Origin of the sequence: Wolbachia endosymbiont (group A) of Barypeithes pellucidus, assembly GCF_964030885.1 — a bacterium.
GTDB lineage: Bacteria > Pseudomonadota > Alphaproteobacteria > Rickettsiales > Anaplasmataceae > Wolbachia.
Window position 1 is genome coordinate 600,248 of sequence record NZ_OZ034985.1, and the last position, 25,453, is coordinate 625,700.

Here is a 25,453-nt window from a genome sequence, read left to right on the forward strand (position 1 = left end):
TCTTTTTTTGGTGATATATAACAATAGAGTCGAGCAAGCCTGAAGGGTATTTGCAGAGTGTTCAGCCAGTTTCTTTTTCTTTAAAAGATGTAGTAGAAACGTTCAAAGAAGAACCTTTGAAGTGGTTGACTAAAATAGACTATTCGCTAGCCTCTGTGGACAAAATTTTAGAGAAGCCAAATGAGAGCCTACACGAAATTTAAAAAGCCCATAAAAACTTCAGAGGTTTTGTCAAAGCGAGAGAAAAGACTTTTAAGCCTCTTATGAGTAACTATTTATCACGCAGTTGATCTATGGATATAATACTACCGTTTGATAATTTTCCAGTACATTTTTCATTTTTGTATTCTTTATCAGAATCGATACTGATTTTGTCAAATATTAGAACATCTCCTGAAATTTTATCACGAAACTCACTAATAGCAAAAAACGGTATAGTAATTCGCTCTTGTCTTCCTTGAAAACTCAAACTGACGCTAAATTTATCCTCAGAAACTTTTAAATCATAGAATTGATGCTGTAATATAATAAGCATTTGAGTAGGGTATGACTTTTTCAAACGATCTGGCATGGTCACACCATTAAAATATGTGAAAAATAATATTTCTAAGTGAGGGATAAAACCATTACCTGACATAACATCTGAAGTCTTTTTGATAACTTGAAACTTAGCAGAATTAAGCAATTTTTTGTAATCTGTTTGTTCCATACAACTTTTACATACGTAAATTTTGGGGGAACTTCTGTTACCCGGCGTTCCCTAAACCGTGCTTATAGCAATGAAGTTATAGTGCTTAAATTAAGCAGCTATTGCAACATCGTCTTCAGCAGCAAAATTATCGTTTGCATTTAAATTATGAACTCTTAGCGGTGGTGTCTAACCGAGCAAAGCTACCATCTTTACTATGCATGTCGATCCTTATTCGCCCCCATATAAATTAAAAAACATGGTGGAGGCGCCGAGTACTGCCCTCGGGTCCAATACACCTATTACAAGGTAATTTTATTGCTATAGTACACAAAATATACATAGCTATTATATAGCAACATTAAATAAATGTCAAGATATTATGACCTCAAGTTGATTTATTGCTAAAACAAAATTAAGATTTCCAGTAAAAAATTCTGTGACCTTACCCAGAAGGTATGAATTAGGTATTGCTTGGTTGGAAGCAAGAGAAGATAATCACTTCTCAGAGTGGATAGGTGGCAGGTTGGCACTTTTTCTGAGTGTTCTTGTATAAAGTATATGAAAGAAGACCTCGTTACTCAGATTCTGCCACCGGTGATGCTCACAAAATGTGATGACCTCGTATAGGAGTTTGGACCAACCAGTACTCTGATATATTGAAATGTGCAATTGGAGGAAAAATATGCGTCACATAGGCATTATACCAATAGTTTTACTGTTTGTTACTTGCAAGAAGGAAAATCGGAGTATATTCAAACGTTTCGCTTAAAAGACTTAAGAGGTTGTCCGGAAACTAGTAAAAGGCTATAATATCTGAAATTTTAGTACGGGGTAAAGATGAGAAAAAAGTATCCAACAGATCTAAGCGAAAGGGAATGGGCAAGAATAGAAAAACACTTCAGAGTATCATACAAGAAAGGAGGAGGGCCGCCAAAGTATAGCAAAAGAGAAATATTAGAAGCAATTTTCTATGTATTGCGTACAGGGTGTCAATGGCGGTATTTACCAAATGATTTTCCGCTATGGAAGACTGTGTATGAGCAGTTCAGGCAATGGAAGAAGCAGGGAATTTTTGAGAAAATGAATTATGAAATTACAAAATATAGTAGAAGAAAAATAGGAAGGAATGAGCAGCCGAGTGCCTGTATAGTAATCTGTAAAGACTACAGAAAAAGGGGGATCAAAGGCTATGATGGAAGTAAAAAAGTAAAGGGTAGAAAAAGGCATATAATTACAGACACTTAGGGTTTTATACTAGGTTGTTACGTAGGCGCTGCTAACGAAAATGATAGAGATGGTATTAAAATAGCATTAAACAATATGAGAACAAAATATACTAAAGTTAAAAAAATGTGGGCTGACATGGGATACCAAGGAAGAAATTTAAAGAATCACATAAAGGAAGAATATGACATAGATATTGAAATTGTTAAAAGGCCTCCATGTAGATTTTGGGTGCACAAAGATACGCCACCTGAGCTACTACCAACAAGAGAACAAGGGTTTAAAGTACAGCCAAGAAGATGGGTTGTAGAAAGGACTTTTGCTTGGGTTAATAGGAATAGAAGGCTATCGAAGGAGTATTCACAACATCCACTGAGAATTTCATATACCTAGCTATGAGTAGGGTTATGTTAAAGAGGGAATATGCTTGAATTTACTAGTTTCCGGACAACCTCTAACTCTAATAGCAGCTCATATTGCTCTTTATCCTTTAGGCTTATTGATTGACAAAGCAATTGAGTGCTTTTTTCCAGAAGAAAGTAACCAACCAGATAGCTTGGTTGACAGCAGTGTGAAAGTTGATGGTGCTAGTGCAGGTCGTGTTCCTACTCCTACTAATTAGCCAATTCCTCCCATCCAAGCATTAGCTTGCCTTAGTGTTTCAACAGAAGGCAAGTCTTCTGTGCTGAGTGGTAGGCGGACAGTTTGATGTTCTATAAGACCAATATCATGCAAAAGTGCTTTAGTGGGTATTGGGTTGCTGGCAATAAATAGAGCTTTGCAAGCTTGTTGCCAGATATCTGTTGAACTTTTTATGTCATTTCCTGTCATTTGAGAAGTTGTTTTTTTTCTAGTTACGTGCTGGAATGACAGTAGGCATTGCTTAACATATTCATGTGCTACATGTGGCCAAACATTGGAAGCAACGGAAACCAGACCAGCCGCACCATAAGCGGCCGTATCGGATATCATATTATCATCTCCGCAAAAGACCTCAATATTTGGAGCAACTTTCTTATACTGAGCTAAAGTATCAACGGTGCCACTTGAATCTTTGATAGCCCAAAATTTTTCGTGGCTGGATAAGTTGCGTACAGTTTCAGCGTGAAGACTCACTCCTGCTCTTGATGGAATATTATAAAGCATAGCTGGCACATGTGCTTTTTCAAGTAGCTTTTCAAACCATACAGTCTGCCCCATAATTCCGGGCTTTGCATAAATGGGAGTTGTCATTAGATAGCCGTGAATAGGCATACCCTTGCAAAAATCAAGCCATTCAAGAGTCTGATATAGACTCACCCCTGGTACGCCAATTATAATTTTCGTATTTAATTTTAGCTCACATACAAATTCAACTAATGTACGCTTTTCAGAATCAGAAAGCGATAGGCTTTCACCTGTGCTACCCAGCAACACTACACCATTTTCAGCTTTAACTTGCATTGTCAGTAAACGCTGCAAACTGCTATAATCTATGCTATCTCCATTGCAATTAAAAGGAGTAACACAAGCAGTCCATAAAAATGTAGATTTCAATTTAAATTGTTAAAATGGTATTTCATCGTCGATTAGTTCATCTTTTATATCGTTGTCAAAACTTTCGTGCTTATTTTTTTGTTCTGTTTCATTTTGCTTGTATTCACTCGGCTTGTAATCGGAATTTGGTCGCGAATCCAAGAGAGTAAGAGCACTATTAAAATTATATAGAACCACCTCTGTTGTGTATCTTTCACTACCGTTTTGGTCAGTCCATTTTCTAGTTCTTAAAGAACCTTCAACATAAACTTTACTGCCTTTGCGTGCAAAATCTTTGACGATTTTTACTAATCCTTCACTAAAAATTACGATATTATGCCATTCTGTCTTTTCAGAGCGCATACCGGAAAGTTTGTCAGTCCAACTTTCAGACGTGGCTATTGAAAAACTTGCCATCTCTTTTCCATTTTGTGTAGTCCTAATTTCAGGATCTTTTCCTAAATTACCAACTAGTATGACTTTGTTTATGGTACCACCAGACATAATTATGCTCTAAATAAATCCCTTTATTATCTTATATGAAAGTACTATTGTCAAATTTAATTAAAAGTGCGCTTGGAGGGATTCGAACCCACGGCCTTTGCCTCCGGAGGGCAACGCTCTATCCAACTGAGCTACAAGCGCATGTATAGACCCGCGGTATCTCTAGATCCCGCTAACACGTAGCGGACCGTCATACCGCGATTCATTCGCGGTATCTCATCAGCTAACAAGCAGCGGGATGACGGTTTTTCAAATTGTCGGTAAACCTAAGTCACTTTGGCTATATACTAAATTATTTAATAGATAAGCTATCCAAGTCAAATTTTTGTTTTGGATAAAGCGTAAACATAATACTCCCATGTCCAAGATATACATTTTGAGAATCATTCGCATGCTTTTTTATTGCTTTTTGATCCACGGTCCATACAAAAGTTACATAATTTTCAGTGACTGAGTGCACTTTTAAATCCTTAGTATTTATAAACAGCTTTCCATTTACCCATATTTTCCATGTATCGGGAGAAAGATATAAAATTGAGTCTAAACTCACTACCTTACAGTTAAAATTATCTGATACCTCCTCTTTTGCAGCTCTTGAAGACCGTAAATTGAACTTTTCCATTTCATTGACCATTTTATTAACTGGCTCTTCATCAAAAAAAATGCTTTTTACGTTACTATATTGTGACAAAACGTCAAAGTCACTTTCCACTGCTTCTCTTATTATATCGTCCCGATCTGTATAGCTTAGTTTTTGATTGTTAATAAAGAAACACTCTTTTGCACGCAAATTTGCTATATCAATAAAATCATCGATTTCTTGATTGCCAACTTTAAGAATACTTTCAAAATATCTTTTTTCTATCATCATTCCATACTGAGAATGATGACAAACCATTTCATCATTACCTTGTTTTTCTATATATACGCATAAATTTCCACTATTTAATCCTAATATTTTATGCTCAATAAAATCTTCATTGCCAATATATTGTCGGCAAGAATACTCCTTACAAATTTCTATGCTTTCTATGATATCTTCACAACTGCAATATGCATTAACATTGGAAATGAGTAGCGTAAAAATAAAAAACAGCTTTATATTCATTATCTTATCTACTTAATATAGTATACCAATCAAAGACTATATTAGCTCTCACTATCTCTATCATATTACCATTCAAAATCTGATTCATAGTTGCAGCATCAATATTTCTCTGCTTGTTTAAAATAAGAGATTTGATCATAACATAACCAGGCAGATTTGGAATAGACTGTAGAAATAAAAAAATATGCTTATCGCTGATTGAGCTTAAATTTAGGGCCACTTCACTTTTTATTACTTTTGTGCGTTCACTTTTGTTGTGGAGCTCAACTTCTTCGGGTATAGAAATTGATATTTCAGGTTCTAATATATAGTACTTTTTATATAACTTGCTAAGCTCGAAATTTAAATTTGCAATGTATCTGCTACTGTGTAAATTTGAAGAAGAAATTTTTTTCCATAAATCTAGGTTTTTATTTAGAACAACTTCCTTTTTTTGAATTCCAGTAATCTGTAAATTAATAAAACGTGTTTTATCAATCGCAATTTGGTTTTTATTATAAACCTTTTCGTTATAGATAATAACATATGTTAATAATCCTATTAATCCAACAGATAATAACAAATACGATATAAACTGAATTGTAGCTTTTCTTTTTAATTGAGAGATAGTCATTAATCTACATTGCCTCTCCTATTTCAACATCAATAGATAGATTTTGCCCTTTAGCAGCAAGTAAGCTAGAAATACTAATGTCATAGGTACGAAAATTATCATTTAAATTTTTTCGTAGTTTCTCGTATTGATGAGAAATATTTTTACCGGATTGAAAATTAAACCTTAAAGTTGTGGTAATATAACTTTTTGCCTCATTATAATTCCATTCAAATGATCGAAGTTCTATACCTGATACTTTTAACTTCTCTACATACTTAACTTGTGTAAGAGGAGAGTATTCTATTTTTGATAAAATATTATTGATATTAATGAAATCGTAAATTTCATCTATTTTTTTTACATTATAGCTTTGGCTAAGTTTTGTTAGTTGGTTATTTAAGGTGCTCTGCTTTGCGGATAAATTATCAGCGACATTAAAATTTGAATACAAATTTAACAAACAAAGGGCGTTAATTACAACTAAAACCAAAGCGAAGTATAGAAAAATTCGAGGAGAGTTTAAATAAAGGTAATTGAATAGATAAAATTCTTTAGTTTCCTTTGTATTAAAAATAGCTGTTGGCTTATTCTTAAAGCTATGAAACAAAATTATGGTATCGCAAAAGTTATCTTTTTCACTTATAGCTAGTTCTGCTCCTAATAGTTTGCCTAACTCATATGGAGTTAATATGTTCACACTGTTCTCTGAAAAATTTATGACTGATAAACTAGCTTTAATATCTTCTGACACTATGATGCAAAGGTCGATAGGGTTATTTTTTTCAAACCCAAACTTAGTTAAGGATCGAATAGTATCTTGCACTTCCTGATATATTCCACCAGCAATAATTCCTGGTAAATTATCATTAGTAAATGATGTTAAACGCGTAAATACCATTTTATTCTCTTTAAGAACCACTTGTCTATAGCCTCCCGTTTTAGTTGCAGCAACTATAATTTTCCAATTATTAGGATCTTTATGTAGAATCTTTTTTGTTATATTACTTATTTCTATAGGAAACATTAATATTCCCTTAAAATTGGAGCCTATCTCAATAAACACATTCAACCAATATTCTACTAAATGCTTTGCTTTTGATGAAACAAGAAGATAGCACCAGTTTTGATTGAATTTGTTTGGCTTCTCAATCAAAAAAACTGAACTTATGTCATTATTGCGAGAAAAATGCTCCATCTTTGTTTTTGCTGATAGATAGGCACTAATCTTGTTTGCCCTTGTAATAAACTGTAGCGAGTAATTTTGATCTGCATGATTAAGCACCAGGTATAAAGGTGCTTTTTTGTCTGATGAAAGACATGAAATTAAATCGGAAACTGCTTTATCGTTTTTGCCCTTAACAAAATACCTTTTATTTAAAGTATTATTTTTAAAATATAGTAACATTATGCCTTCTTCTCCAATAGAAAGCATAAACTTACTTTTGGATTTTGAACTAAACATATTAACAAAGCATATACTTATCTAGAATTAAAAAGGCAATTTATTGAAATTCATTAAACGTTAGAGGGAAATATTGTTATAAATTTTCGCAGCAACATTATTTATATTATAATTTTTTTATAAAATTAATATTAATATTAAGTTACTTAAGTAATAAATTAAATTAATTAGAAATATACACTATCTGCCGATTAACTTTAATTAATAGGAGTTATTAATCTATTTACTATTCTTGTAATATTATTTCTAATGGTAAACATTTCTAGTAATACTGAAACAGTTGTTATTTCAGATACAGAATTTAGTGTAAGTAAACTAACCATTTGCTGAAGAGCGCTCATCTTCTGTGGTATTTGATGATGGAGCAACTAATTTGCTCAAAATCTCATCTTTTGGTCCCATAGCGTAAATGACACCATCTGACATGAGGATCACCTTATCAACTACGGACAATAACGGTAGCTTGTGAGTGATGATAACAGTAGTAGTATTTTGTTTTCTTGCAATGCCAATTGCATTAATTAAGCATGCCTCTCCATTGCTATCTAAGTTAGCGTTTGGTTCATCAAGTACTAAAAGTTTTGTGTGACCATAAAAAGCTCTGGCAAGTCCAAGAAGCTGTTTTTGGCCGCCAGAGAGCGTTACTCCTCCAGGACCTCCTATTGTTGTATCATATCCATTTGGTAAGCTTAGTATTAGTTCATGTATTCCTGCAATTTTTGCTGCTTTGATTATTTCTTCAGGATTTGGATCTGGCCTCATGCGAGCAATATTAGCTTTGACACTAGTGTTAAATAACTCAATATCCTGAGGTAAGTAGCCAACATAATTACCAAAATTTTCTCGATTCCAAGTATATACATCAGCGCCATCTAGTCTGACTACACCAGATATTGGCTTCCATACACCAACAGTTAATTTTGCGATAGTGGATTTACCAGAAGCACTTGCACCAATAACACCAACTACATCTCCAGGATCTATAATGAATGATATTCCTTTTACTGTCGGCTTATTGCTTCCATAGGGAGTAAAAAATACTCTATCAAATTCCAATTTTCCTTCAGGTTCTGGTAGAGCCATCGTTTGCTCTCTTTTTGGCGATGTTAATATAAGTCTTTGTAGCCTTCCATATGACATTCTAGCCTGATTTAAAAACTTCCAAGTATGAACCGCAGCGTCAAATGGTGCTAATACTCTACCCATTAAAATTGAAGCAGCGATGATGCTACCAGCAGTCTTATGAGCTGTGATTGCAAGTAATGCACCTGTTCCAATTACTGATATTTGCAGAGTTGAGCGCAAAAACTTAGTGATTCCAGTAATTACATTAGAGCGATTTTGTGCTTTAATTTGCATTGCTCGATTCTGATCATTTCGTTTACACCAATCAGAGACTATGAATTCTGACATGCCCATAGCTTCAACCACCTCTGCATTTCTTGTTGCAACATCTATAGCATTGATATTCCGTATAGTTTCTTCGTTGGTTTCTTGTAATATTCGTTTAGTGGCAAGTTCATTCCATATTGCCATAGAGACTAATATAATAATTCCAGTAATAGCTATAAACCCCGTGGAGGTATGTATCATGAAAATCACAACAAGGTAAATTAACGACCATGGAGTATCAAACAGTGAGAATATACCATTTCCTGTAATGAAATTTTTTATCACTCCGAGATCTCGTATTGCTTCACCACTTGAAGTTGAGCTCTGCACTGACGTTAGCCTGATTGACCTTACTATCAGATCTGGTGTTGCAGTTTTATCGATCCAATCACCTATTTTTGCCATGGCTAAATATCGACAAGTTTCAAGCATTGCAGAACATGCAAATGCAGATAAAGTGATAATTGTCAGCATAGTTAGTGTTGATACACTTTCGCTCGATATCACCCGATCAAGCACTTGAGAGGTATAAAGTGGTAGAAATAACATTAATAAATTGATTCCCGCACTAAACCAAAAGATAAACCAAAATGCACTTTTGCATTTTTCTAGGCAAATATATAGAGTACTTTGCTTCAATTCTTTTTTTATTGATGGCGTAATTTCCACAATCTTCCTCTTAATTTAATTACATGCACCATATACAATTTTTATTACAAAAATATTAATAACGGCAGTTAGCTTACTTTAAGTGAATAAAATATTAATATATGTAAATAGGAAATATAAACAATGGTAAAAAGAAGTATAGTTAATATTTCCTTCATTGCCTATAGCTAAGGTTTTCCCTACGTCATACCGCGATTCATTCGCGGTATCTCGGCATAGATTCCGCTAACGAGTAGCGGAATGACGAATTTGTCGTTTTTCAAATCGTCGGTAAACCTAAGTCACTTTAGCTATAATTCAGAATTGAGAGTTTTTAATAACTTTCTAACTCCCACTTAGGTCTTGGTGCAAAATTGAGAGAATCTATATAATTCTTCTGTAACCTTTCAATTCCTGCCCATCCAACCATTACTGCATTGTCTGTACATAGATTATTAGGGGGGAAAAATATGTTTAAGTTTATGTGTTCTTTCAGTTTTTCTCTCAAAAAATTATTTGCTGCAACTCCGCCGGTAATCACAAAGTCATTGATTTTGATATTTAAAGATTCGGCCATAATAATCGCATTACTAACCCTGTCCAGCAGTATGTCACTAATACACTCTTGAAACGAAGCACACACATCACACACATCTTGCTCGCTCATTTCGAGTTTCTGCACTAAGTTTTTTACTGCTGTCTTGATTCCAGAAAACGAAAAGTTACATCCAGAACGTTTTATCATCGCCCTTGGCAGTTTAAATCTTGCACCATTGCCTTTTTTAGCTAACTTTTCAATTAATGGCCCTCCGGGATAGCTTAAACCCAGCATCTTAGCAACTTTATCAAATGCTTCTCCTAACGAGTCATCAAGTGTCTCCCCGAGTTTAATATATTTACCTACATCCTGTGCAATTAAAAATTGACAGTGACCACCTGATATTAGTAGGACTAAAAATGGAAATTTTACCTCATGCAGTAACCTAATAACCAATGCATGCGCTTCTAAGTGATTCACTGCAATGAACGGTTTTTGTGCTACATGCGCAATTGCTTTAGCCATCACTGTACCAACTATTAATCCACCTATGAGTCCTGGTCCTGATGTTGCTGCAATTGCATCAAGATCGCAAAAGTTAAGGTTAGATTTTTCCACGGCGCTTTTTATTAGACCACTTAAATGCTCCATATGAGCACGTGAGGCTATTTCAGGGATCACCCCACCGCGTTTTTTGTGTTCTGCTTGGGAGAGAATTTCGTGAGCAAGGACTTGCTTGTCACTATTTACAATCGCTACTGCAGTTTCATCGCAGCTTGTTTCAACAGCTAAAATGGTTTTCATGTATATTCGAACACTTTATTATAAAAACTATACCTTGAAACGCTGTAAAAGTTAACTGCTATAGCTAAAGTGACCTTACCCAGAAAAAGTGGAGAGAAAGTTGGTACGTTTTTATAATAAAAAAATGTTTTTATAGAGAGGTAGAATATGTCAAATGGAAGAGAATATACAGCAGAGTTGAAAGAAGAAGCTGTAAAACTTTTTAAAGAAAGAGGAGAAACAATTTCGAAAGTAGCAAAAGATCTAGGCTCTGTGGACAAAAAATATGAAAAGAGAGAAAAAGATGGTAGTTTAGCTTAATAGGTAAAAAATGGAGAAACTACCATATGCAATATTACATCAAAGAGGAAAATTGGAAACAAATTTTAGAGTTCATAAAAAGCGTAAAAGGAATGCATAGCAAAGATGAAAAACGTTTAAGAATATTCATAGAGGCAGTGTGGTACATAGTCCGAAGTGGTTGCCAATGGAGACTTTTACCAAAAACTTATGGTAATTACAGGAGTATACATAAGCGATTTAAAAGATGGTGTGGAAGAGATGTCTGGGAAAAATTGCTTGAATATACTAAACAAGAGCCTGATTTAGAAGTTGCTATAATCGACGGTACGATCATCCGAGCCCATCCATGTTCATCTGGATATACAAAAAACTCCAAGGATCAAGAAGCTTTAGGGAGGAGCAAAGGTGGCTTTACAACTAAAATACATGCGCTTGTCGATGCACTTGGAAATCCACTTAAATTTACTCTGACCCCTGGTCAAAGAAATGAGATTACACAAGCAGCAACATTAACTGAAAGTGTCTATAATACCACTGTAGTGGCTGATAAAGGCTATGACAGCAATGCTTTTGTTACGAGTCTTGAAAGCAAGGGATGTACAGCAGTTATTCCTCCGAAGCGTAATCGAAAAGTGCAGAGGGGTTACGATAAACACATTTATAAAGAGCGTCATTTAATTGAGTGTTTTTCGGTAAAATTAAGAACTTTAGGCGTATTTTTTCCAGATTCGATAAAACGGCTGAGGTTTTTATGGGTTTTCTAAATTTTGTCGGGGCTCTTGTATGGCTTCTCTAAAATTTTGTCCACAGAGCCTAGGGGAGATATGAATGCATGGTGCGTTACTATTCCTCCGGGTGATCTTTGCAAAGAATCTTATGATATACGGCAAGATGTTGAAGGTGATTGGTATGAGAATTGTAAAAATCATATTTTTGATGATGAGGCTTATGTAGTAAGCGCAAAAGTATATTACAAAGGTGGAAGCATCGACAAAAATAAGCCAGCGGTAGTGCTTTCTCAAAATCAACCACTGATTATTGCTGACAAGAAAACGCATAAACTTGTAAAAAAAGATGGGACAATAAGTGATAAAACACTTGATGAATGCAAAGAATTTTTTGATAGTGATAAAAGAATAACTAGTTGTGCAGAAGAAAAAGGAGATTGTGAAGTTTGCAAAGAAACAATTTGGGATTTTCAGGATGTAGTACCAGCGTTTTTTATATAAGGGAATCAAGATCTTGCATAACCATATGAAAAACCAATAGCCCATTCTTCTTTGTCATTCCAGCGTTACGCGTTGGAATGACAGGGCTATAGGTGTCATCCAAGTAGCTGACACGGAGCAACACGTCATACCACCGCGGCCGCTAACGAGTAGCGGAATGACAGTTCTTCAAATTGTCGGTAAACCTAAGTCACTTTAGCTATAGATTACATCAGATAACTCTTCAACTAGCCCCACTTATTCGCTATACTGCTACAAGTCTTATAGCTTTTTAGTTAATGAACATTTTCAAGCAGGTTTCCTCTCTAATTTCCAGCAAATTAAATGAGTTGAAGCAAAGGGGTGTCATAAATACAAGTGCGGCAAATTTTATTGTAGAGCCTCCAAGCAATAGAGCACATGGTGATATCTATACAAATGTTGCTATGGTGCTTGCAAAGCATGAAAAGAAGGATCCAGTTGAGATTGCAGAGGTTTTAGCTAAAGAGTTTGAACTTTTTGATGAAGTTGCAAAAGTGGAAATAGCGGGCCCTGGTTTCATCAACATGCACTTAAAAATAGAAGTATGGCATGGGATTCTAAAACAAATAAATGAGCTGAAAACAGAGTTTGGCACCCTAGATATAGGGAACAATCAGGCCATCAATGTTGAGTTTGTATCTGCAAATCCAACTGGTCCACTGCATATTGGTCATGCAAGAGGGGCAGTATTTGGTGACGTTCTGGCAAATTTATTGAAAAAAGTTGGTTATAAAGTTACTAAGGAATACTATATTAACGATGCTGGAGCGCAGATAGATACACTAATAAAGTCAGTATATCTGCGGTACAAAGAAGCTCTGGGAAAAAAAATCAGTATAGAAAAAGGTTTATACCCAGGTGAATATTTAAAACCGATAGGGGAGGAGCTGGCTAAAAAATATGGCAAGGAGCTTCTAAAAAAGCAAGATAATCAGATAATTAGAGACTATACTTTAAGTTCTATCTTAGAACTCATAAAGGAAGACATGAACTTACTTGGAGTAAGTCATGATGTTTTTACTTCAGAGTATGAGCTACAAAGAAGTGGCAAAATTGAAGAGAGTATAAAGATATTGTCTGACAAGGGTCTAGTGTATGAAGGGTACTTGGAGAAACCAAAAGGCAAAGAAAGCGAAAATTGGACTTCCAGAAAAGAACTGTTATTTCGCTCTACAAAATTTGGTGATGACGTTGACCGCGCATTGAAGAAAGAGGACGGCAGTTGGACTTATTTTGCCTCGGATATCGCTTACCATTTTGATAAGATATCACGTGGTTTTAACAATATGATCTTAGAGGTTGGTAGTGACCACGGCGGTTATGTCAAAAGGCTCAAAGCAGTCGTCTCTGCGCTGAGTGATAATCAAGCAAAAATAGAGGTAAAACTGCATAATATTGTGAATTTTTTTGAGAATGGCAAACCTGTTAAGATGTCCAAAAGATCAGGAAACTTCCTCACAGCAAGAGATGTAGTGGAAGAAGTTGGCAGGGACATAACTCATTTTATAATGCTAACACGCAAGAATGATATGGTCTTGGACTTTGATTTTGCTAAAGTTAAAGAACAGTCAAAAGACAATCCTATTTTTTACGTGCAATATGCGCATGCTCGTGCTCATTCGTTAATGCGTAATGCTCCAAAAGAGCTCCCAACAGCAGATCCTTCACTTTTAAAGACCGATGGGGAGCTCTTCCTCATAAAAACCTTAGCAAAGTGGCCAGATGTGGTAAAAATTGCAGCAAGGCTTTATGAGCCACACAGAATTACTTTCTACTTACTTGAAGTTGCAGAAGCGTTTCACGTTTTATGGGGGTATGGCAAGAGTGATTTAAACATGCGGTTCATACTGGAAGACAACTTAAACCTCACCGCTGCAAGAATGTTTCTCGTACAAGCCTTAGCGCACGTCATCGCTTCTGGACTTTCCATCTTTAATATAGAGCCTTTGGAAGAGATGAGTTGACTTTTTTTGTGCAAGATTGTTTTTTCAACGAATAGAGGAATTGACAAAATTAAGTAAAAATGTTATAGTTTATAGTAGTATTTTCTGGTTAATATATGGCTCACAGTCAAAAAAAGCTCAATGTTAATGTAAGTTTTGACAGTAAATTGGCTCAGTATCTTACAGAAATGGCAGAGATTCAAAATAAAACTATCCCTGAAGTTTTAGTAGATTTAGTGGAAGAAGAGTTCGAAGAAGATGTAGAGCTATCCGAAATAGCTGACGATCGCCTCTCTGAAGGTGAAGAAGAAGTAGAGGATGATGAAAACATCTGGAAATAAAACTTACACTATAAAATTCTTAAAAAATGTTATTGAAAAAGAAATTCCAGCTCTTCCGGCAAAGATTAAATTAATGGTTCAGGAGGCCATAAAGAAACGCCTTACAGTTGATCCTTTTAATCTAGGAAAGCCTTTATGTCATAGCTTTAGAGGGCAATATAGGATAAGGGTTAGCAACTACCGTATAATTTACATCATAAATCATTCAGAACGTAAAGTACTTATTACTGCAGTGGGGCATAGAAAAAACATTTACAAACACAGAAGATTACACAATTAAAAATATAAGAAAGACCTCACCGCTGCAACTCGTACAAGCCTTAGCGCACGTCATTGCTTCTGGACTTTCCATCTTTAATATAGAGCCTTTGGAAGAGATGAGTTGACTTTTTTACTTTATGTGTAATAGTTAAAGTATTATTGAATTTGTAGGTAGAGCTATGGTAATAAAACATGAAGAGTGGAAAAAAATATTAAGCGCAGTTAATGAGAAAGAAGATCGAAGTAAAGACAACGTAATTGACAAAATAAAAGAGGAATTAAAGAAATATCCAGAAGAATATAAGAAATGGGAAGAAGTTGGTTTTGATGTAAATTACCTGTTTGAAATTAAAGATGATACACTAATAGCATATGATCGATTTACGTTATTGCATTTAGCTGCTAAAAATGGTCATGCAGATGTAGTAAATGCTCTAATACAAAACGGAGCAAATGTTAATGCAAAAGATTATTTTAAAAGTACTCCTCTACTTAATGCTGCTAGAAATGGTCATATAGATACAGTAAAAGTTCTAATAGCAAAAAGAGCAGATGTTAATGCAGAAGATAATTTTAAAAGTCTCCTCTACATAATGCTGCTCAATATGGTTATAGGCACAGTAAATGCTCTAATACAAAATGGAGCAGATCTTTTATTAAAGAATAATTCTGGAAAAACTCCAAGAGATTTAGCTAGAACTGATGATATAAAGAAGCTTCTGGAAGAAGAAGAAGAACAGCTAAAAAAACTAAACGAAGAAAAAAACGATTTAACGCAAGATAAGGATGATAATAAGGATACAACACCCCTCCTGGAAGAAACAGAAAAAAACAACCTACATCAGCAATTAAAAAAGGTCTTTTCGCCAGTGGTGCAGTCGCAGTATTAGGCATTGCAGCAGCAGTAGCACTTTTTGCAACCGGAACAATTGAGTTAATACCTATAGTAATAGCAGTTGTTGCAGTTACGGTGGCGGCACTAGCAGTTGGTGGTATCACATATATGATGTTAAAGCCTAGTACTAAAATAGATGAAGTGGAAGAAGAACAAGGCATAACTGGGGATGAGCGGAAAGCTTGATCTGCTGGATTCCAGTGTCAGCTACTTTCATGACATCATAGAGGCACTGGGATGACATCATTCTTGACCCCTATATCGCAACGTTCGTACAGTTGTGAGCGGTACAAGTTTAGTCCATATACCTTCCAAGCATAACACGCTCACGAAACTTTAATGCGATAGCTTGATTTCTACTGAAAGACAGCATTATGCCAAGTGCAATGCTCGAAGATAAAAGAGAAGAGCCACCATAACTAAGTAGTGGCAGGGTTATGCCGGTGGTGGGAAAAACACTCAATGTTACCCCTATGTTTATTATGAATTGTGTGATGAATTGAATTGAGATACCAAGAATCACCAACAGATTAAGTAGTTCATTTTCCCTATATGCAGCGTAAAGCAAGCGGGCGGAAATGATACCAAATAACATCAATGTGGCTAAGCACGTAATCAAACCAAATTCTTCTGCTAAAACAGAAAATACAAAATCTGTATGACAATCAGGAAGAGAGGCTTTTACGCTACCTTCACCAGGTCCAACTCCAGTTAATTGACCTCTTTTGAATGCTTCTAATGATTTTGTGACTTGAAAGTTATCGCGCTGCGTAAAAAAGACAAAATTGTAAATCCTTTGCTTTATATGTGGGAGGCATAAGTAAGCTATTGTAGTTCCAGTTGTGGCCATTCCTATTATGCATAGAAAGTATAAAAATGGTATACATGCAATAAACATTTGACCAATAAAAGAATATGTTAAAAGCATGGACATACTGAAATCAGGTTGCAAAAGTAACAACACAAAAACTAACAGAAATATTATGATTGATATGTGCATTTTAAACTTCATTCCGCTGGCCAAGATACTAGCTATAACAACAGAAAAAAATGGCCTTACGAACTCAGATGGTTGAACTGAAATTTTGACAATATGTAACCATCGTTTCGCACCTTTTACCTCTATACTAAGTATTATCGCAGCTGCCACTAGAATAGTAAATAAAATGAAACCTGCGAATGAGAGGTTAAGTATAGTTCTTGTGTTGAGAAAAGAAAATGTTACTAAGGTAATCAGTGATAGAACTATATAAATTGTATGGCGCCGTATAAAATAATCCTGTGGTAGAGAAAGACGCTGCGCAATTACAGGGCTCGCTGAATAAACAAGAATGAAACTTATAGTGAGCAAAAAAAACACTGGAAGGATGAGATAATAATCTAGGGTTCTATACCAGAGTTTAATATTCATTTTGTTCCAATGTGTAATGCCACTATTCCATAGCTCATATTATGAAACTCAACATTCTTAAAGCCTACCTCTTCAATTTCCATTTTAAAATCAGCCTGAGTTGGAAATTCTCTGATGCTCTTCACTAAATATTCATAAGAACTCTCGTCTTGAGCAACTATGCTGCCAATTTTAGGAATTACTTTAAATGAATATAAGTCATAAAGTTTGGTAAATATCTCATTTTGATAGTGCATAGGGGCAAATTCTAAGCAGATAAATTTTCCATGTGGTTTTAATACCCTGTGCGTCTCATTTAAAGCCTTCTTGCGGTCAGAAACATTTCGAATGCCAAAAGCTATTGTGCAATAATCAAATTCGGAGTCTTCAAATGGTAAACTTTCTGCGTTCGCACATACCCAATCAAAATTAATTTGGTTTGAATTTATAGCTTTATCACGTCCTCTGCTTAGCATATTCTGATTTATATCGCATACTGTAACCTTAGCACTTGGCTCTTTTCTTACTATTCTTATTGCTATATCTCCAGTTCCTCCAGCAACATCTAAAACCTTAGAGTTTTTTGTAAAATGCACACTATTTACCATTTTATCTTTCCATAATCTGTGCATTCCAAGGCTCATTATATCATTCATGGTGTCGTAGCGACTTGCCACGGAATCGAATACCTCTTTAACTAATTGTGATTTCTTCTCGATTTTTATAGTAGACATTACGTAAAGTCGCTCAACTCCTTTATAATTAGTAAAAATTAATTTGAATTAACATAAATATTAACGACAGGCCTTGAGCCTGTTAAAATCTTCTTCAGCGTGGTATGATGACCGAGTTAGTGGGCTTGATGCAACCACTAAGAAACCTTTGGAGTAAGCAATGTATTTATAATGCTCAAACTCTTCTGGGGTAACATACCTATCAAGTTTTGCATGTTTTGGAGTTGGTTGTAGATATTGACCAATTGTAATAAAATCAACTTCAGCACTGCGCAAATCGTTCATAACCTGAAGTATTTCCTCTTTTTTTTCTCCAAGACCAACCATAAGCCCTGACTTTGTGAAAACTTTAGGATTAATCTGCTTTACCATCTTCAGTAAATATAGTGAATGAAAATAGCGAGCTCGTGGTCTTATTTTTGCATACAATCTCGGCACTGTTTCAATATTGTGGTTATAGACATCAGGTGATGCAACAGCAATTGCTTCAAATGCTCCTTTCTTATTTAAAAAATCAGGAGTTAAAATCTCTATTGTTGTTTCTGAAGTTATCTTTCTAATTTCTTCTATGCACTTTATAAACTGATTTGCGCCACCATCTGGCAAATCATCACGATCAACAGAGGTAATGACAACATGTTTTAAGTTTAACTTTTTTATCGCTTTTGCTAAATTTTCTGGCTCATGAGGGTCTAGTTTATCAGGAATGCCAGTTGCAACGTTGCAAAATGCACAAGCACGAGTGCAAACAGAACCAAGAATCATCACAGTAGCATGACGTTTATTCCAACATTCACCAATATTTGGACATGCAGCTTCTTCACATACCGTATGTAAGTTATGCAGTTTAACGATGTTTAAAGTTTCATTGAATACTTCACCGGTCGGAGCTTTTGCTCTGAGCCATTGAGGTTTGCTATGCATCTGAAACGGCTAACTCTACCTCTTGCTTTACTAAAACTTTTTTCAACCTTCTTTTTATCTTCTGCGCTTTCTCACTTAGTTTAATCGTTCTTGTGTTGAGCAAAAAAGCATCTAAATCACCTTTGTAATCTATAGTTCTCAAAGTTCTTGTTGCCACACGAAATCTAAACTTTTTATTCAATATATCACTTGTCAACGTAACCTTATGTAAATTTAAAAGAAAGGTACGCTTTGTTTTACGATTCGAATGTGATACCTTATTACCAAAAGATTTTTTTCTATTTGTTAATTCACAAACTCTACTCACTTCAATATACCAAATTATTCTATGTACTTAGATTACCTTATATAGTCAAATAGTCAATACTCTCTTGCTTAATTTTTATACCATATACTGCTTTGTAGCCAAAAAATATCGTAATTTTTTCTATTATAAGAGAAATCATATGCTGAATTTCTAATGCTTTACTGCCATTTGTTACTACCAGATGCAATACACCCGAATTTATATTCTGTGCATATGAGATCTTTTTTGGTTTTGTACACTCTGCTATTTCTTTCCCTACTATATTTCGCCAGTTTAAAATCAGACGTATTTCATTTTTGCTAATTTTATTTTTCATGCATTTTAATGCGTAATTTTCAATTATAGACTTTAATTTTTTTGGACCGCTACGTTTGAGCATTTTTCTGTTTTTTTCTAGTATAACTAAATAAGTAAGGTTTACCACTACATTGGATTTCTTAAAGCCCTGTCATTCCAGTGCGTACTGCACGAACATTGTAATTTGAGTCCACCAGGGAGGATGTCATCCCAGTGCTCAGACACATAGCTGTACGAACATTCATTTTTGAAGGTAAATTGCACAGCAAATGGTGTCATTCCAGTGCTTGACACTGGAATCCAGAAATTTTGCTTATAACTGAGCTGATGAGCTAAAGGTAGTTGTCTTACGCTAAAATAAACGTTTTTAATTAAGTTGCATAGAAGCTGGATCCCAGTGTCTGGGCACTGGGATGACACCCCACTGGTGGCCCAAACTACAACGTTCGTACAGTTGTGTGCTCAGACACTGGGATCCAGAAAAATTGATTGTGCACTATACAACATTTTCGATCAAAAGCTGGATGCCAGTGTCAAGCACTGGCATGACACCATTTGTTGTGTTTAACAAAAACAAATGTTCGTACAGTTGTGTAGCTGACACTGGGATGACAACCTTCTAACTGCTTTACGAAGACTCTACCCTCTGGCCTCACACCGTAAAAAGCAGTATTTTTATGTAAAATTTATCTCAACGCAGCACTTGTCAAGTAAGTTGTAATCACGTTCCATTCAAAAATTTTTGTGCTGTCATCTTTGCCTCATAATTAACCTTATAGCTGTTTTAATCGTAATTAGTTAAATTATTATTAACTTGCCAGGCTAGATCCAAAAAATAGCATAATCAATATGCAAATTGCAATAGAAACTATATTTGTGGATGGTTTATTGCTGATCTTTCCTCAATCCAAGCTGCTTGAATGGCTTCGAGTATTTTCTCGTTACAGCGTTTTTCATCATCATCAAATTCCTCTAAACTCAAGACCTTTTTTTAAGCTCAGTGAATCTGATACTAATTATATTCTCATCTGGAAATTTTTCCTCCAGAGCTTCTACAATATCTTCTATATCAAGCCATTTCATACTTTTTTGTATTTATCTGCTAAGTTAAATTGGTGCCCATGGGGAGACTTGAACTCCCAAGGTCGAAAAACCCACGGATTTTAAGTCCGCTGCGTCTACCGATTCCGCCACACGGGCTTTTTTTACCTATCTAGAGTAAAACTCTACTACTAAATTGACTTCCATGTCCGCTGAATAAGGAACCTCAGAATATTGAGGCGACCTCAAATATTTCACTGAATGCTCTTTACTATCTGTCTCCAAATAATCCGGAGCCTTGCGCTCTTGTTTTTGTTCAGCCTCTACTACTACAGGGATTTTTGCTGCCCTTTCTCTTATTTTTATTATATCACCTGGTTTCACTCGATAACTTGATATGTTAACCACCTTATCATTAACTGTAACGTGCTTATGAGATATGAGCTGCTTCGCTGCATAAATTGTTGGCACAAGACTAGAGTGGTATAAAACAGAACTTAACCTCGATTCTAAGATACCGATAAAATTATCAGCCGTATAACCCTTTCTGTTATAAGCATCTAAAAATGTATGTCTGAGCTGCTTACTTGAAATCGCATAGTAAAACTTAAATTTCTTATGCGCAGCAAACTGCTTACCAAAGTCGGATAACTTCTTGAATCCAAGAATACCATGTTGACCAGGAGGGTATTTCCTTTTGTTTACTGGGTCTTTAGCTCTACCCCATAAATTTACACCAAGTCTACGGCTAATCCTATACTTTCTAGTGATAACAGTTGTCATATAAAAACTCTCACGATTCAACTCTAGATTATTAAGGATTTTAGCACTTAGTGTCAACTTGTTTTTGCTGGTATAATCTTTTATACTTCATTTTTAGTTTTTCTATGAATCATCTACCTTTGGAATCTATGGCAAACGCCATCCGTTTTTTATCAATTGATGCAGTACAAAAAGCAAACTCTGGACACCCAGGTATGCCACTTGGCATGGCAGATGTTGCAACTGTTTTGTTTGCTAAATACCTGAATCATAATCCTGATGATTCTAAATGGTTCAATAGAGATCGCTTTGTTTTATCAAACGGTCATGGATCAATGTTACTATACTCAATATTATATTTGACAGGTTATATTAGCATAGATGAGCTAAAAAACTTCAGGCAAATGGGATCCAAGACCCCAGGTCATCCAGAGTTTGGCTTGACTTCCGGGGTAGAAGCAACAACAGGCCCGCTCGGTCAGGGGTTTGCCGCTGCTGTTGGCATGGCACTTGCTGAATCAATCCTTAAAAAGCAATTCAGAATCAATCACTACACTTACGTAATGCTAGGGGATGGCTGTCTTATGGAAGGAATAAGCCATGAAGCAGCATCACTTGCTGGGCATCTTAAATTGAATAAATTAATAGCCCTTTTCGATGACAATGATATTTCTATAGATGGCACTACTTGCCTTTCCTGCTCTGATGATGTAGAGAAACGCTTCTTAGCGTATGGATGGAATGTTGACAAAATTGATGGCCATGATTTTGATGCCATATCCCTTGCAATAGAGCAAGCAAAAAAATCTGATAAACCTACAATGATCTGCTGCAAAACCATTATCGGAAAATTTTCAAGCCGTGCTGGCACATCCTCTGCTCACAGTGGTGCTTTTTCGGAGGAAGACATCAAACAGATGAGAGAGAAATTAAACTGGAATTACGAACCATTTCATGTGCCAGAAGATGTGAAAAATGCCTGGAAGAAAACTGTTGAGAGAGCAAAACAAAACTACACGATATCATTCCAGTGCTTGACCAGAGAAAATAAAGAACTTCAAAGACGGTTAGATAAACGTCTACCAGACAATATCGATAGTGTTTTGGCTAACTTGAAGAAACAAATACACGAGACAATGCCAAACGAAGCTACTCGATCTTCTTTCGGCATGGTAATGGAACTTTTAACACAACATATGCCAGAATTAATCGGCGGTTCTGCTGATCTTACTGGGTCAAATTGCACTAAATATAAGCACATGCAGGTAATAGATAGTAATAATTATAGTGGTTCTTATGTCCACTATGGAGTGAGAGAACACGCTATGGCAGCATGTATGAATGGTATGGCACTTCACGGCGCGATTCTTCCTTATAGCGGCACTTTTTTAGTGTTTTCTGACTATTGTCGTCCTGCTATACGTCTTTCAGCTCTGATGAAACAGCAGGTTATGTATGTGATGACTCATGACTCAATGGGAGTGGGAGAAGATGGCCCAACTCACCAACCAATAGAGCATTTAGCTTCTTTACGCGCTATACCAAATCTATATGTTTTTAGGCCAGCAGATGCAATTGAAACTCTAGAGTGCGTTAGCATTGCACTCGAAAAAAAAGAATCACCTGCACTGTTTGCGCTCTCAAGGCAAAATGTCAATTACATGCATTCTGATATCGATCAATCTGCTAATCTATCGAAGTTTGGTGCATATATTTTGTGTGAATGTTCAAAAGAATTAAAAGTGACAATATTTGCTACCGGATCTGAAGTTGAAATTGCAGTTGAAGCAAGGGAGAAATTGCAGGAAAAAGGTATAGGTGCAAGGGTTGTTTCTATGCCATGCTGGAGGCTTTTTGACGAGCAAAGTGATGAATATAAAGCGGCGATATTAAATAATGACAGCATTAAAGTTGCAATTGAAGCCGGAAGTGAAATGGGTTGGCATAAATATATAGGTTCAAACGGTATATTTATTGGCATGAAAAGCTTTGGAGAATCAGCACCTTATAAAACACTTTATGAGCATTTTAATATCAGCGCTGATCACGTAGTAAAATGTGTGTGTGAATTTTATCATTCCACTGTATATATTCAATAGAAACCACTTGACAAACTCTGCCAGCCCCTTTATCATGAAACTGAAGGTATTCAGTTATCTTCATCTGTGCAGATTAAACAGCAAGAAAACAACGTAGTTGGCGTCTTATTTTTAATTTTTTGCACTATGTGCACCTTATGTCTTCACAACATTTCTGGGTTTTTACCTATATAAGCTGAAACGCGCTTATAAGTCGTTTAAGACAGTATAGTACGCCAATTTGCAGGATTAGGGAGTGAACACTAATTACCACGGGGTTTCTTTTGCCTTTTTTTCTGCTTAGTAAATTTCTTAAACATTTAAACAAAGGTGAGTTGCATTTAAAAGCAGCTAAATTGCAGTGTTTAAGACTTAAAAAACGCCAATACTGAAAGTAGACAATGACTAGGGCTTCTTTTGCCTTTTTTTTTGTTTGGTAAATTTCTTAAATATTTATGGCTAAACGACAACCGTCATCCCAGTGCCCAGACACTGGGATCCAGGAATTTTATTAAGTTGGTAAGCATAAAAGTAGCCGTTTTATGCTAAAGTACAACGTTTTGATGATTATGAAAAAGCTGGATCCCAGTGGGCTTTGTTGCATAGCACCTTAAGCAGTGATGGTTTACGACAAATTTATGTAATGATTTCAAATTTAGCCATACCAATATCAGTGAATTTGTTGAGCAAATAGCACTTAATTAGTAATTCTTTTTCACGATTTACTTCAGATTTATTCCTAAAGCTAAATCCAAATACTTGCTTCAACCTTGAGAAAAATCCTTCTATGTAAGATCTCTTTCCATAAATCGCTTCCTTTTTCCACTCTTTTACACCATCTTGTCCATATAATTTTATTAACCTAATAGCAGCATTTCTGTCAGACATATAATCTATTTTTGAATGTTCTGCTGCATCCTTTTTTGGTAGAACTTTTGTCTTTATATCGTATTTCTTACACAATTTATAAAGTTTGTGCCTATCGTATGCCCTATCTGCATATAATGCTTTTATTTTGTGCTGAAAATTAACTTCTTCAAGCAAATCGCAAGCTCCATAGTGGTCAGAGTAGACGCCATTACTGTATCTTGCAGCTATAGCTTTTTTACTATTCACACTTAACATAACATGTAACTTTCTTACTTGCTCGTAGCTTCGGTACTTTCTATCTGCACTGTTTTCCTTACTGTGGCCAGGAGTGTTACTGTAAATGCTGATACTTGTGCTATCTATGATAATTTCAATATTTTCCATGTTGCTTTTATCAACCCTGCAATCATTTATCTTAATATTAAGTTTTTTAAACCTTCTTGATGCTTGTGAATAGCTGATAACTGCCAAATTTTTTCCTATTTGTTGCAGATATCCTTTTATAAACCCCACCGTTTGTCTTAAACCAATTCTAAAAAGATTGACAATTATATGCACCAAAATTACGACTTTATCACTGTAAATATAGTTGCCGCCCTGCATTTTTGGACTATTTTCATACCAATTTTCGATAGCTTCATCGATGTAACGAAAAATATTTCCCCTTTTTTCAAGGAATTTGTTATATTCGTTTTGGTTACTGACTTTCATTTTCTGTGGCATATTTTTTCTTCAACAGTTAAATGGTTATTTATAATGAATTTTGTCAGTAGCTACCAGATTTTTTCGGTTGCTATGCAACAAAGCCATTCACCTATAGCTTTTATTGAATGCATATATGAATTAAAATACTCTTCCGCATCCTCAGCTGTGTGAGCAGCTTCACCAAGCATATCAAAAGAGTATAAAAACTTACTATTGTCATCTAGTTTTGCATATCTTAAAGCTTCTTCTATGGTTTCTCCAACAACAAAATGATTACCAAGCATAGACATTGCTTGTTTTACTGCTTTGCGAATAATCGGCTCTCCTAAATTTTTAAGTAATTTAGAAATTGCGTAATAGAACTTCGAATCGCCTTCATTATCTCTCAATATACTACTTCCTATCATTAAACTCCGTGTGGAAGCATTGACAAACAATGAGGAAGAATGTCCTAAATATTTACTCCATTCTTGATTGGCAATTTTATCTTTGATTAGCTCGTCTATTGTATAATCATCTGGTATTCTAAGTAGTGACTCAGCAAGACACATAAGCGCTATTCCTTCGTCATTGGAAAGCGAGTATTGCTGCATGAAAGAATCTATGACATCTAATTTGTTGCCTTTAATCTTTTCAATAACTTGTTTTGCTATATTATAAATTCTATTTTTTGAATCAGCCGAAAGCTCTGTTTTTTCTACAAGGCGGCGTACATAACTTTTCTCATCAGTACGATAAAACCCTTGTAAACGTTTTCTCAACTCGTTAGGTTCTTGTATAGGACTAATCATATATAATTATCTGCAAAACACTCTGTTACCATATGTAAGGTAAAATTATATCATAACTTTGCATAGAACAAATCATTATTTAAAAAGGGATCAGGGCTGGC

Annotated in this window: 25 protein-coding genes, 2 tRNA genes, 1 other RNA gene and 3 pseudogenes; 11 read left to right on the forward strand and 20 right to left on the reverse strand. The window is 35.3% G+C overall.

Features of this window, described 5'->3' with window-relative positions:
• Nucleotides 1–271 precede the first annotated feature (271 nt).
• Together ACQH1X_RS03190 and ssrA are read right to left on the reverse strand one after the other, a co-directional pair.
• The gene (locus tag ACQH1X_RS03190; RefSeq protein WP_425386523.1) at nt 272–709 is read right to left on the reverse strand and encodes a ClpXP protease specificity-enhancing factor SspB; all 438 of its coding nucleotides are present in this window, start codon (nt 707–709) and stop codon (nt 272–274) included.
• A 23-nt stretch (nt 710–732) separates the two neighbouring features.
• Nucleotides 733–1,068: a transfer-messenger RNA gene (gene ssrA, locus ACQH1X_RS03195) on the reverse strand.
• A 460-nt stretch (nt 1,069–1,528) separates the two neighbouring features.
• Between ssrA and ACQH1X_RS03200 the strand changes: the two genes are divergently transcribed.
• From ACQH1X_RS03200 to ACQH1X_RS03210, 3 genes are read left to right on the forward strand one after another with little or no spacing between them, the layout of a single operon-like run.
• Nucleotides 1,529–1,936, forward strand: coding sequence for an IS5 family transposase (locus ACQH1X_RS03200; protein WP_425386416.1), 408 nt, complete (start codon nt 1,529–1,531; stop codon nt 1,934–1,936).
• 60 nt (nt 1,937–1,996) lie between these two features.
• Complete coding sequence (locus tag ACQH1X_RS03205) at nt 1,997–2,308, forward strand: transposase (protein WP_425386655.1); 312 nt, start codon at nt 1,997–1,999, stop codon at nt 2,306–2,308.
• Nucleotides 2,309–2,342: 34 nt separating this feature from the next.
• The gene (locus ACQH1X_RS03210; protein ID WP_425386524.1) at nt 2,343–2,537 is read left to right on the forward strand and encodes a hypothetical protein; all 195 of its coding nucleotides are present in this window, start codon (nt 2,343–2,345) and stop codon (nt 2,535–2,537) included.
• Here ACQH1X_RS03210 and dapA read toward each other — a convergent pair.
• The 8 genes from dapA to tsaD all read right to left on the reverse strand — a co-directional run bounded on the left by dapA (nt 2,534) and on the right by tsaD (nt 10,481).
• Nucleotides 2,534–3,451, reverse strand: a complete 918-nt coding sequence (gene dapA, locus ACQH1X_RS03215; RefSeq protein ID WP_425386525.1) for a 4-hydroxy-tetrahydrodipicolinate synthase — start codon at nt 3,449–3,451, stop codon at nt 2,534–2,536. The genes ACQH1X_RS03210 and dapA overlap by 4 nt on opposite strands.
• A gap of 9 nt (nt 3,452–3,460) precedes the next feature.
• Nucleotides 3,461–3,934 carry a single-stranded DNA-binding protein gene (gene ssb, locus ACQH1X_RS03220; RefSeq protein WP_096616007.1) on the reverse strand — a complete coding sequence of 158 codons (474 nt, stop codon included), beginning with the start codon at nt 3,932–3,934 and terminating at the stop codon, nt 3,461–3,463.
• 67 nt (nt 3,935–4,001) lie between these two features.
• Nucleotides 4,002–4,075: transfer RNA gene (locus tag ACQH1X_RS03225), tRNA-Arg, on the reverse strand.
• A 151-nt stretch (nt 4,076–4,226) separates the two neighbouring features.
• The gene (locus ACQH1X_RS03230; RefSeq protein ID WP_425386526.1) at nt 4,227–5,042 is read right to left on the reverse strand and encodes a hypothetical protein; all 816 of its coding nucleotides are present in this window, start codon (nt 5,040–5,042) and stop codon (nt 4,227–4,229) included.
• A 4-nt stretch (nt 5,043–5,046) separates the two neighbouring features.
• Nucleotides 5,047–5,655, reverse strand: coding sequence for a hypothetical protein (locus ACQH1X_RS03235; protein ID WP_425386527.1), 609 nt, complete (start codon nt 5,653–5,655; stop codon nt 5,047–5,049).
• A gap of 4 nt (nt 5,656–5,659) precedes the next feature.
• Nucleotides 5,660–7,099, reverse strand: coding sequence for a hypothetical protein (locus ACQH1X_RS03240; RefSeq protein WP_425386528.1), 1,440 nt, complete (start codon nt 7,097–7,099; stop codon nt 5,660–5,662).
• 315 nt (nt 7,100–7,414) lie between these two features.
• On the reverse strand, nt 7,415–9,160 hold the full coding sequence (locus ACQH1X_RS03245; RefSeq protein WP_425386529.1) for a type I secretion system permease/ATPase: 1,746 nt from the start codon (nt 9,158–9,160) through the stop codon (nt 7,415–7,417).
• 313 nt (nt 9,161–9,473) lie between these two features.
• Nucleotides 9,474–10,481 (reverse strand): tRNA (adenosine(37)-N6)-threonylcarbamoyltransferase complex transferase subunit TsaD, encoded by a 1,008-nt coding sequence (gene tsaD, locus ACQH1X_RS03250; protein ID WP_425386530.1) that lies wholly within the window; start codon nt 10,479–10,481, stop codon nt 9,474–9,476.
• Nucleotides 10,482–10,628: 147 nt separating this feature from the next.
• On the opposite strand from tsaD, the gene ACQH1X_RS03255 reads away from it, so the two are divergent.
• The 7 genes and pseudogenes from ACQH1X_RS03255 to ACQH1X_RS03285 all read left to right on the forward strand — a co-directional run bounded on the left by ACQH1X_RS03255 (nt 10,629) and on the right by ACQH1X_RS03285 (nt 15,448).
• Nucleotides 10,629–10,781 (forward strand): transposase, encoded by a 153-nt coding sequence (locus tag ACQH1X_RS03255; RefSeq protein ID WP_425386339.1) that lies wholly within the window; start codon nt 10,629–10,631, stop codon nt 10,779–10,781.
• A 26-nt stretch (nt 10,782–10,807) separates the two neighbouring features.
• A pseudogene (locus ACQH1X_RS03260) lies at nt 10,808–11,559 on the forward strand (IS5 family transposase).
• 28 nt (nt 11,560–11,587) lie between these two features.
• Nucleotides 11,588–11,992 carry a hypothetical protein gene (locus tag ACQH1X_RS03265; protein ID WP_425386531.1) on the forward strand — a complete coding sequence of 135 codons (405 nt, stop codon included), beginning with the start codon at nt 11,588–11,590 and terminating at the stop codon, nt 11,990–11,992.
• 278 nt (nt 11,993–12,270) lie between these two features.
• Nucleotides 12,271–13,977: an arginine--tRNA ligase gene (argS, locus tag ACQH1X_RS03270; RefSeq protein WP_425386532.1), complete on the forward strand. Its 1,707-nt coding sequence runs from the start codon at nt 12,271–12,273 to the stop codon at nt 13,975–13,977.
• Between the two features lie 95 nt (nt 13,978–14,072).
• Entirely contained in the window at nt 14,073–14,297 is a 225-nt protein-coding gene (locus tag ACQH1X_RS03275) for a hypothetical protein (RefSeq protein ID WP_174132978.1), read from the forward strand.
• Nucleotides 14,278–14,577, forward strand: a complete 300-nt coding sequence (locus ACQH1X_RS03280; RefSeq protein ID WP_250295924.1) for a type II toxin-antitoxin system RelE family toxin — start codon at nt 14,278–14,280, stop codon at nt 14,575–14,577. Before ACQH1X_RS03275 ends, ACQH1X_RS03280 begins: the two co-directional genes overlap by 20 nt.
• 160 nt (nt 14,578–14,737) lie before the next feature.
• Nucleotides 14,738–15,448, forward strand: coding sequence for an ankyrin repeat domain-containing protein (locus ACQH1X_RS03285; RefSeq protein ID WP_425386533.1), 711 nt, complete (start codon nt 14,738–14,740; stop codon nt 15,446–15,448).
• Between the two features lie 300 nt (nt 15,449–15,748).
• On the opposite strand, the gene ACQH1X_RS03290 is transcribed toward ACQH1X_RS03285, so the two are convergent.
• The 8 genes and pseudogenes from ACQH1X_RS03290 to rpsD all read right to left on the reverse strand — a co-directional run bounded on the left by ACQH1X_RS03290 (nt 15,749) and on the right by rpsD (nt 20,929).
• The gene (locus ACQH1X_RS03290) at nt 15,749–16,864 is read right to left on the reverse strand and encodes an FtsW/RodA/SpoVE family cell cycle protein (RefSeq protein WP_425386534.1); all 1,116 of its coding nucleotides are present in this window, start codon (nt 16,862–16,864) and stop codon (nt 15,749–15,751) included.
• Nucleotides 16,861–17,577 (reverse strand): bifunctional demethylmenaquinone methyltransferase/2-methoxy-6-polyprenyl-1,4-benzoquinol methylase UbiE, encoded by a 717-nt coding sequence (gene ubiE / locus ACQH1X_RS03295; RefSeq protein WP_425386535.1) that lies wholly within the window; start codon nt 17,575–17,577, stop codon nt 16,861–16,863. The genes ACQH1X_RS03290 and ubiE overlap by 4 nt, the downstream gene beginning before the upstream one ends.
• A 60-nt stretch (nt 17,578–17,637) precedes the next feature.
• Nucleotides 17,638–18,501 (reverse strand): lipoyl synthase, encoded by an 864-nt coding sequence (gene lipA / locus ACQH1X_RS03300; RefSeq protein WP_425386536.1) that lies wholly within the window; start codon nt 18,499–18,501, stop codon nt 17,638–17,640.
• Nucleotides 18,494–18,808 carry a 50S ribosomal protein L28 gene (rpmB, locus tag ACQH1X_RS03305; protein ID WP_006279619.1) on the reverse strand — a complete coding sequence of 105 codons (315 nt, stop codon included), beginning with the start codon at nt 18,806–18,808 and terminating at the stop codon, nt 18,494–18,496. The genes lipA and rpmB overlap by 8 nt, the downstream gene beginning before the upstream one ends.
• A gap of 37 nt (nt 18,809–18,845) precedes the next feature.
• Nucleotides 18,846–19,187, reverse strand: a complete 342-nt coding sequence (locus ACQH1X_RS03310; protein WP_010082513.1) for a DUF721 domain-containing protein — start codon at nt 19,185–19,187, stop codon at nt 18,846–18,848.
• Nucleotides 19,188–19,973: 786 nt separating this feature from the next.
• A pseudogene (gene iscX / locus ACQH1X_RS03315) lies at nt 19,974–20,188 on the reverse strand (Fe-S cluster assembly protein IscX).
• Nucleotides 20,189–20,218: 30 nt separating this feature from the next.
• Nucleotides 20,219–20,305 (reverse strand) — tRNA-Leu (locus ACQH1X_RS03320).
• A 9-nt stretch (nt 20,306–20,314) separates the two neighbouring features.
• Nucleotides 20,315–20,929 (reverse strand): 30S ribosomal protein S4, encoded by a 615-nt coding sequence (gene rpsD, locus ACQH1X_RS03325; protein ID WP_425386537.1) that lies wholly within the window; start codon nt 20,927–20,929, stop codon nt 20,315–20,317.
• 104 nt (nt 20,930–21,033) lie between these two features.
• Here rpsD and tkt point away from each other — a divergent pair, with 104 nt between their 5' ends.
• Nucleotides 21,034–23,007, forward strand: coding sequence for a transketolase (gene tkt / locus ACQH1X_RS03330; protein WP_425386538.1), 1,974 nt, complete (start codon nt 21,034–21,036; stop codon nt 23,005–23,007).
• Between the two features lie 615 nt (nt 23,008–23,622).
• Here tkt and ACQH1X_RS03335 read toward each other — a convergent pair.
• The gene (locus ACQH1X_RS03335) at nt 23,623–24,579 is read right to left on the reverse strand and encodes an IS5 family transposase (protein WP_264735368.1); all 957 of its coding nucleotides are present in this window, start codon (nt 24,577–24,579) and stop codon (nt 23,623–23,625) included.
• A gap of 86 nt (nt 24,580–24,665) precedes the next feature.
• Nucleotides 24,666–25,352: pseudogene (locus tag ACQH1X_RS03340) on the reverse strand (bifunctional proline dehydrogenase/L-glutamate gamma-semialdehyde dehydrogenase); the annotation flags it as partial.
• Nucleotides 25,353–25,453: the final 101 nt, after the last annotated feature.

Excerpts from the sequence above, each read along its gene's own strand:
- rpsD (WP_425386537.1), bottom strand. The coding sequence starts at position 20,929 with ATGACAACTGTTATCACTAGAAAGTATAGGATTAGCCGTAGACTTGGT.
- argS (WP_425386532.1), top strand. The coding sequence starts at position 12,271 with ATGAACATTTTCAAGCAGGTTTCCTCTCTAATTTCCAGCAAATTAAAT.
- tsaD (WP_425386530.1), bottom strand. The coding sequence starts at position 10,481 with ATGAAAACCATTTTAGCTGTTGAAACAAGCTGCGATGAAACTGCAGTA.
- ACQH1X_RS03275 (WP_174132978.1), top strand. The coding sequence starts at position 14,073 with ATGGCTCACAGTCAAAAAAAGCTCAATGTTAATGTAAGTTTTGACAGT.
- ACQH1X_RS03265 (WP_425386531.1), top strand. The coding sequence starts at position 11,588 with ATGAATGCATGGTGCGTTACTATTCCTCCGGGTGATCTTTGCAAAGAA.
- ACQH1X_RS03280 (WP_250295924.1), top strand. The coding sequence starts at position 14,278 with ATGAAAACATCTGGAAATAAAACTTACACTATAAAATTCTTAAAAAAT.
- lipA (WP_425386536.1), bottom strand. The coding sequence starts at position 18,501 with ATGCATAGCAAACCTCAATGGCTCAGAGCAAAAGCTCCGACCGGTGAA.
- ACQH1X_RS03290 (WP_425386534.1), bottom strand. The coding sequence starts at position 16,864 with ATGAATATTAAACTCTGGTATAGAACCCTAGATTATTATCTCATCCTT.
- ACQH1X_RS03255 (WP_425386339.1), top strand. The coding sequence starts at position 10,629 with ATGTCAAATGGAAGAGAATATACAGCAGAGTTGAAAGAAGAAGCTGTA.
- tkt (WP_425386538.1), top strand. The coding sequence starts at position 21,034 with ATGAATCATCTACCTTTGGAATCTATGGCAAACGCCATCCGTTTTTTA.
- ACQH1X_RS03235 (WP_425386527.1), bottom strand. The coding sequence starts at position 5,655 with ATGACTATCTCTCAATTAAAAAGAAAAGCTACAATTCAGTTTATATCG.
- ssb (WP_096616007.1), bottom strand. The coding sequence starts at position 3,934 with ATGTCTGGTGGTACCATAAACAAAGTCATACTAGTTGGTAATTTAGGA.
- ubiE (WP_425386535.1), bottom strand. The coding sequence starts at position 17,577 with ATGTCTACTATAAAAATCGAGAAGAAATCACAATTAGTTAAAGAGGTA.
- ACQH1X_RS03230 (WP_425386526.1), bottom strand. The coding sequence starts at position 5,042 with ATGAATATAAAGCTGTTTTTTATTTTTACGCTACTCATTTCCAATGTT.
- ACQH1X_RS03240 (WP_425386528.1), bottom strand. The coding sequence starts at position 7,099 with ATGTTTAGTTCAAAATCCAAAAGTAAGTTTATGCTTTCTATTGGAGAA.
- ACQH1X_RS03285 (WP_425386533.1), top strand. The coding sequence starts at position 14,738 with ATGGTAATAAAACATGAAGAGTGGAAAAAAATATTAAGCGCAGTTAAT.
- ACQH1X_RS03200 (WP_425386416.1), top strand. The coding sequence starts at position 1,529 with ATGAGAAAAAAGTATCCAACAGATCTAAGCGAAAGGGAATGGGCAAGA.
- ACQH1X_RS03310 (WP_010082513.1), bottom strand. The coding sequence starts at position 19,187 with ATGCTCAAACGTAGCGGTCCAAAAAAATTAAAGTCTATAATTGAAAAT.
- ACQH1X_RS03335 (WP_264735368.1), bottom strand. The coding sequence starts at position 24,579 with ATGCCACAGAAAATGAAAGTCAGTAACCAAAACGAATATAACAAATTC.
- ACQH1X_RS03190 (WP_425386523.1), bottom strand. The coding sequence starts at position 709 with ATGGAACAAACAGATTACAAAAAATTGCTTAATTCTGCTAAGTTTCAA.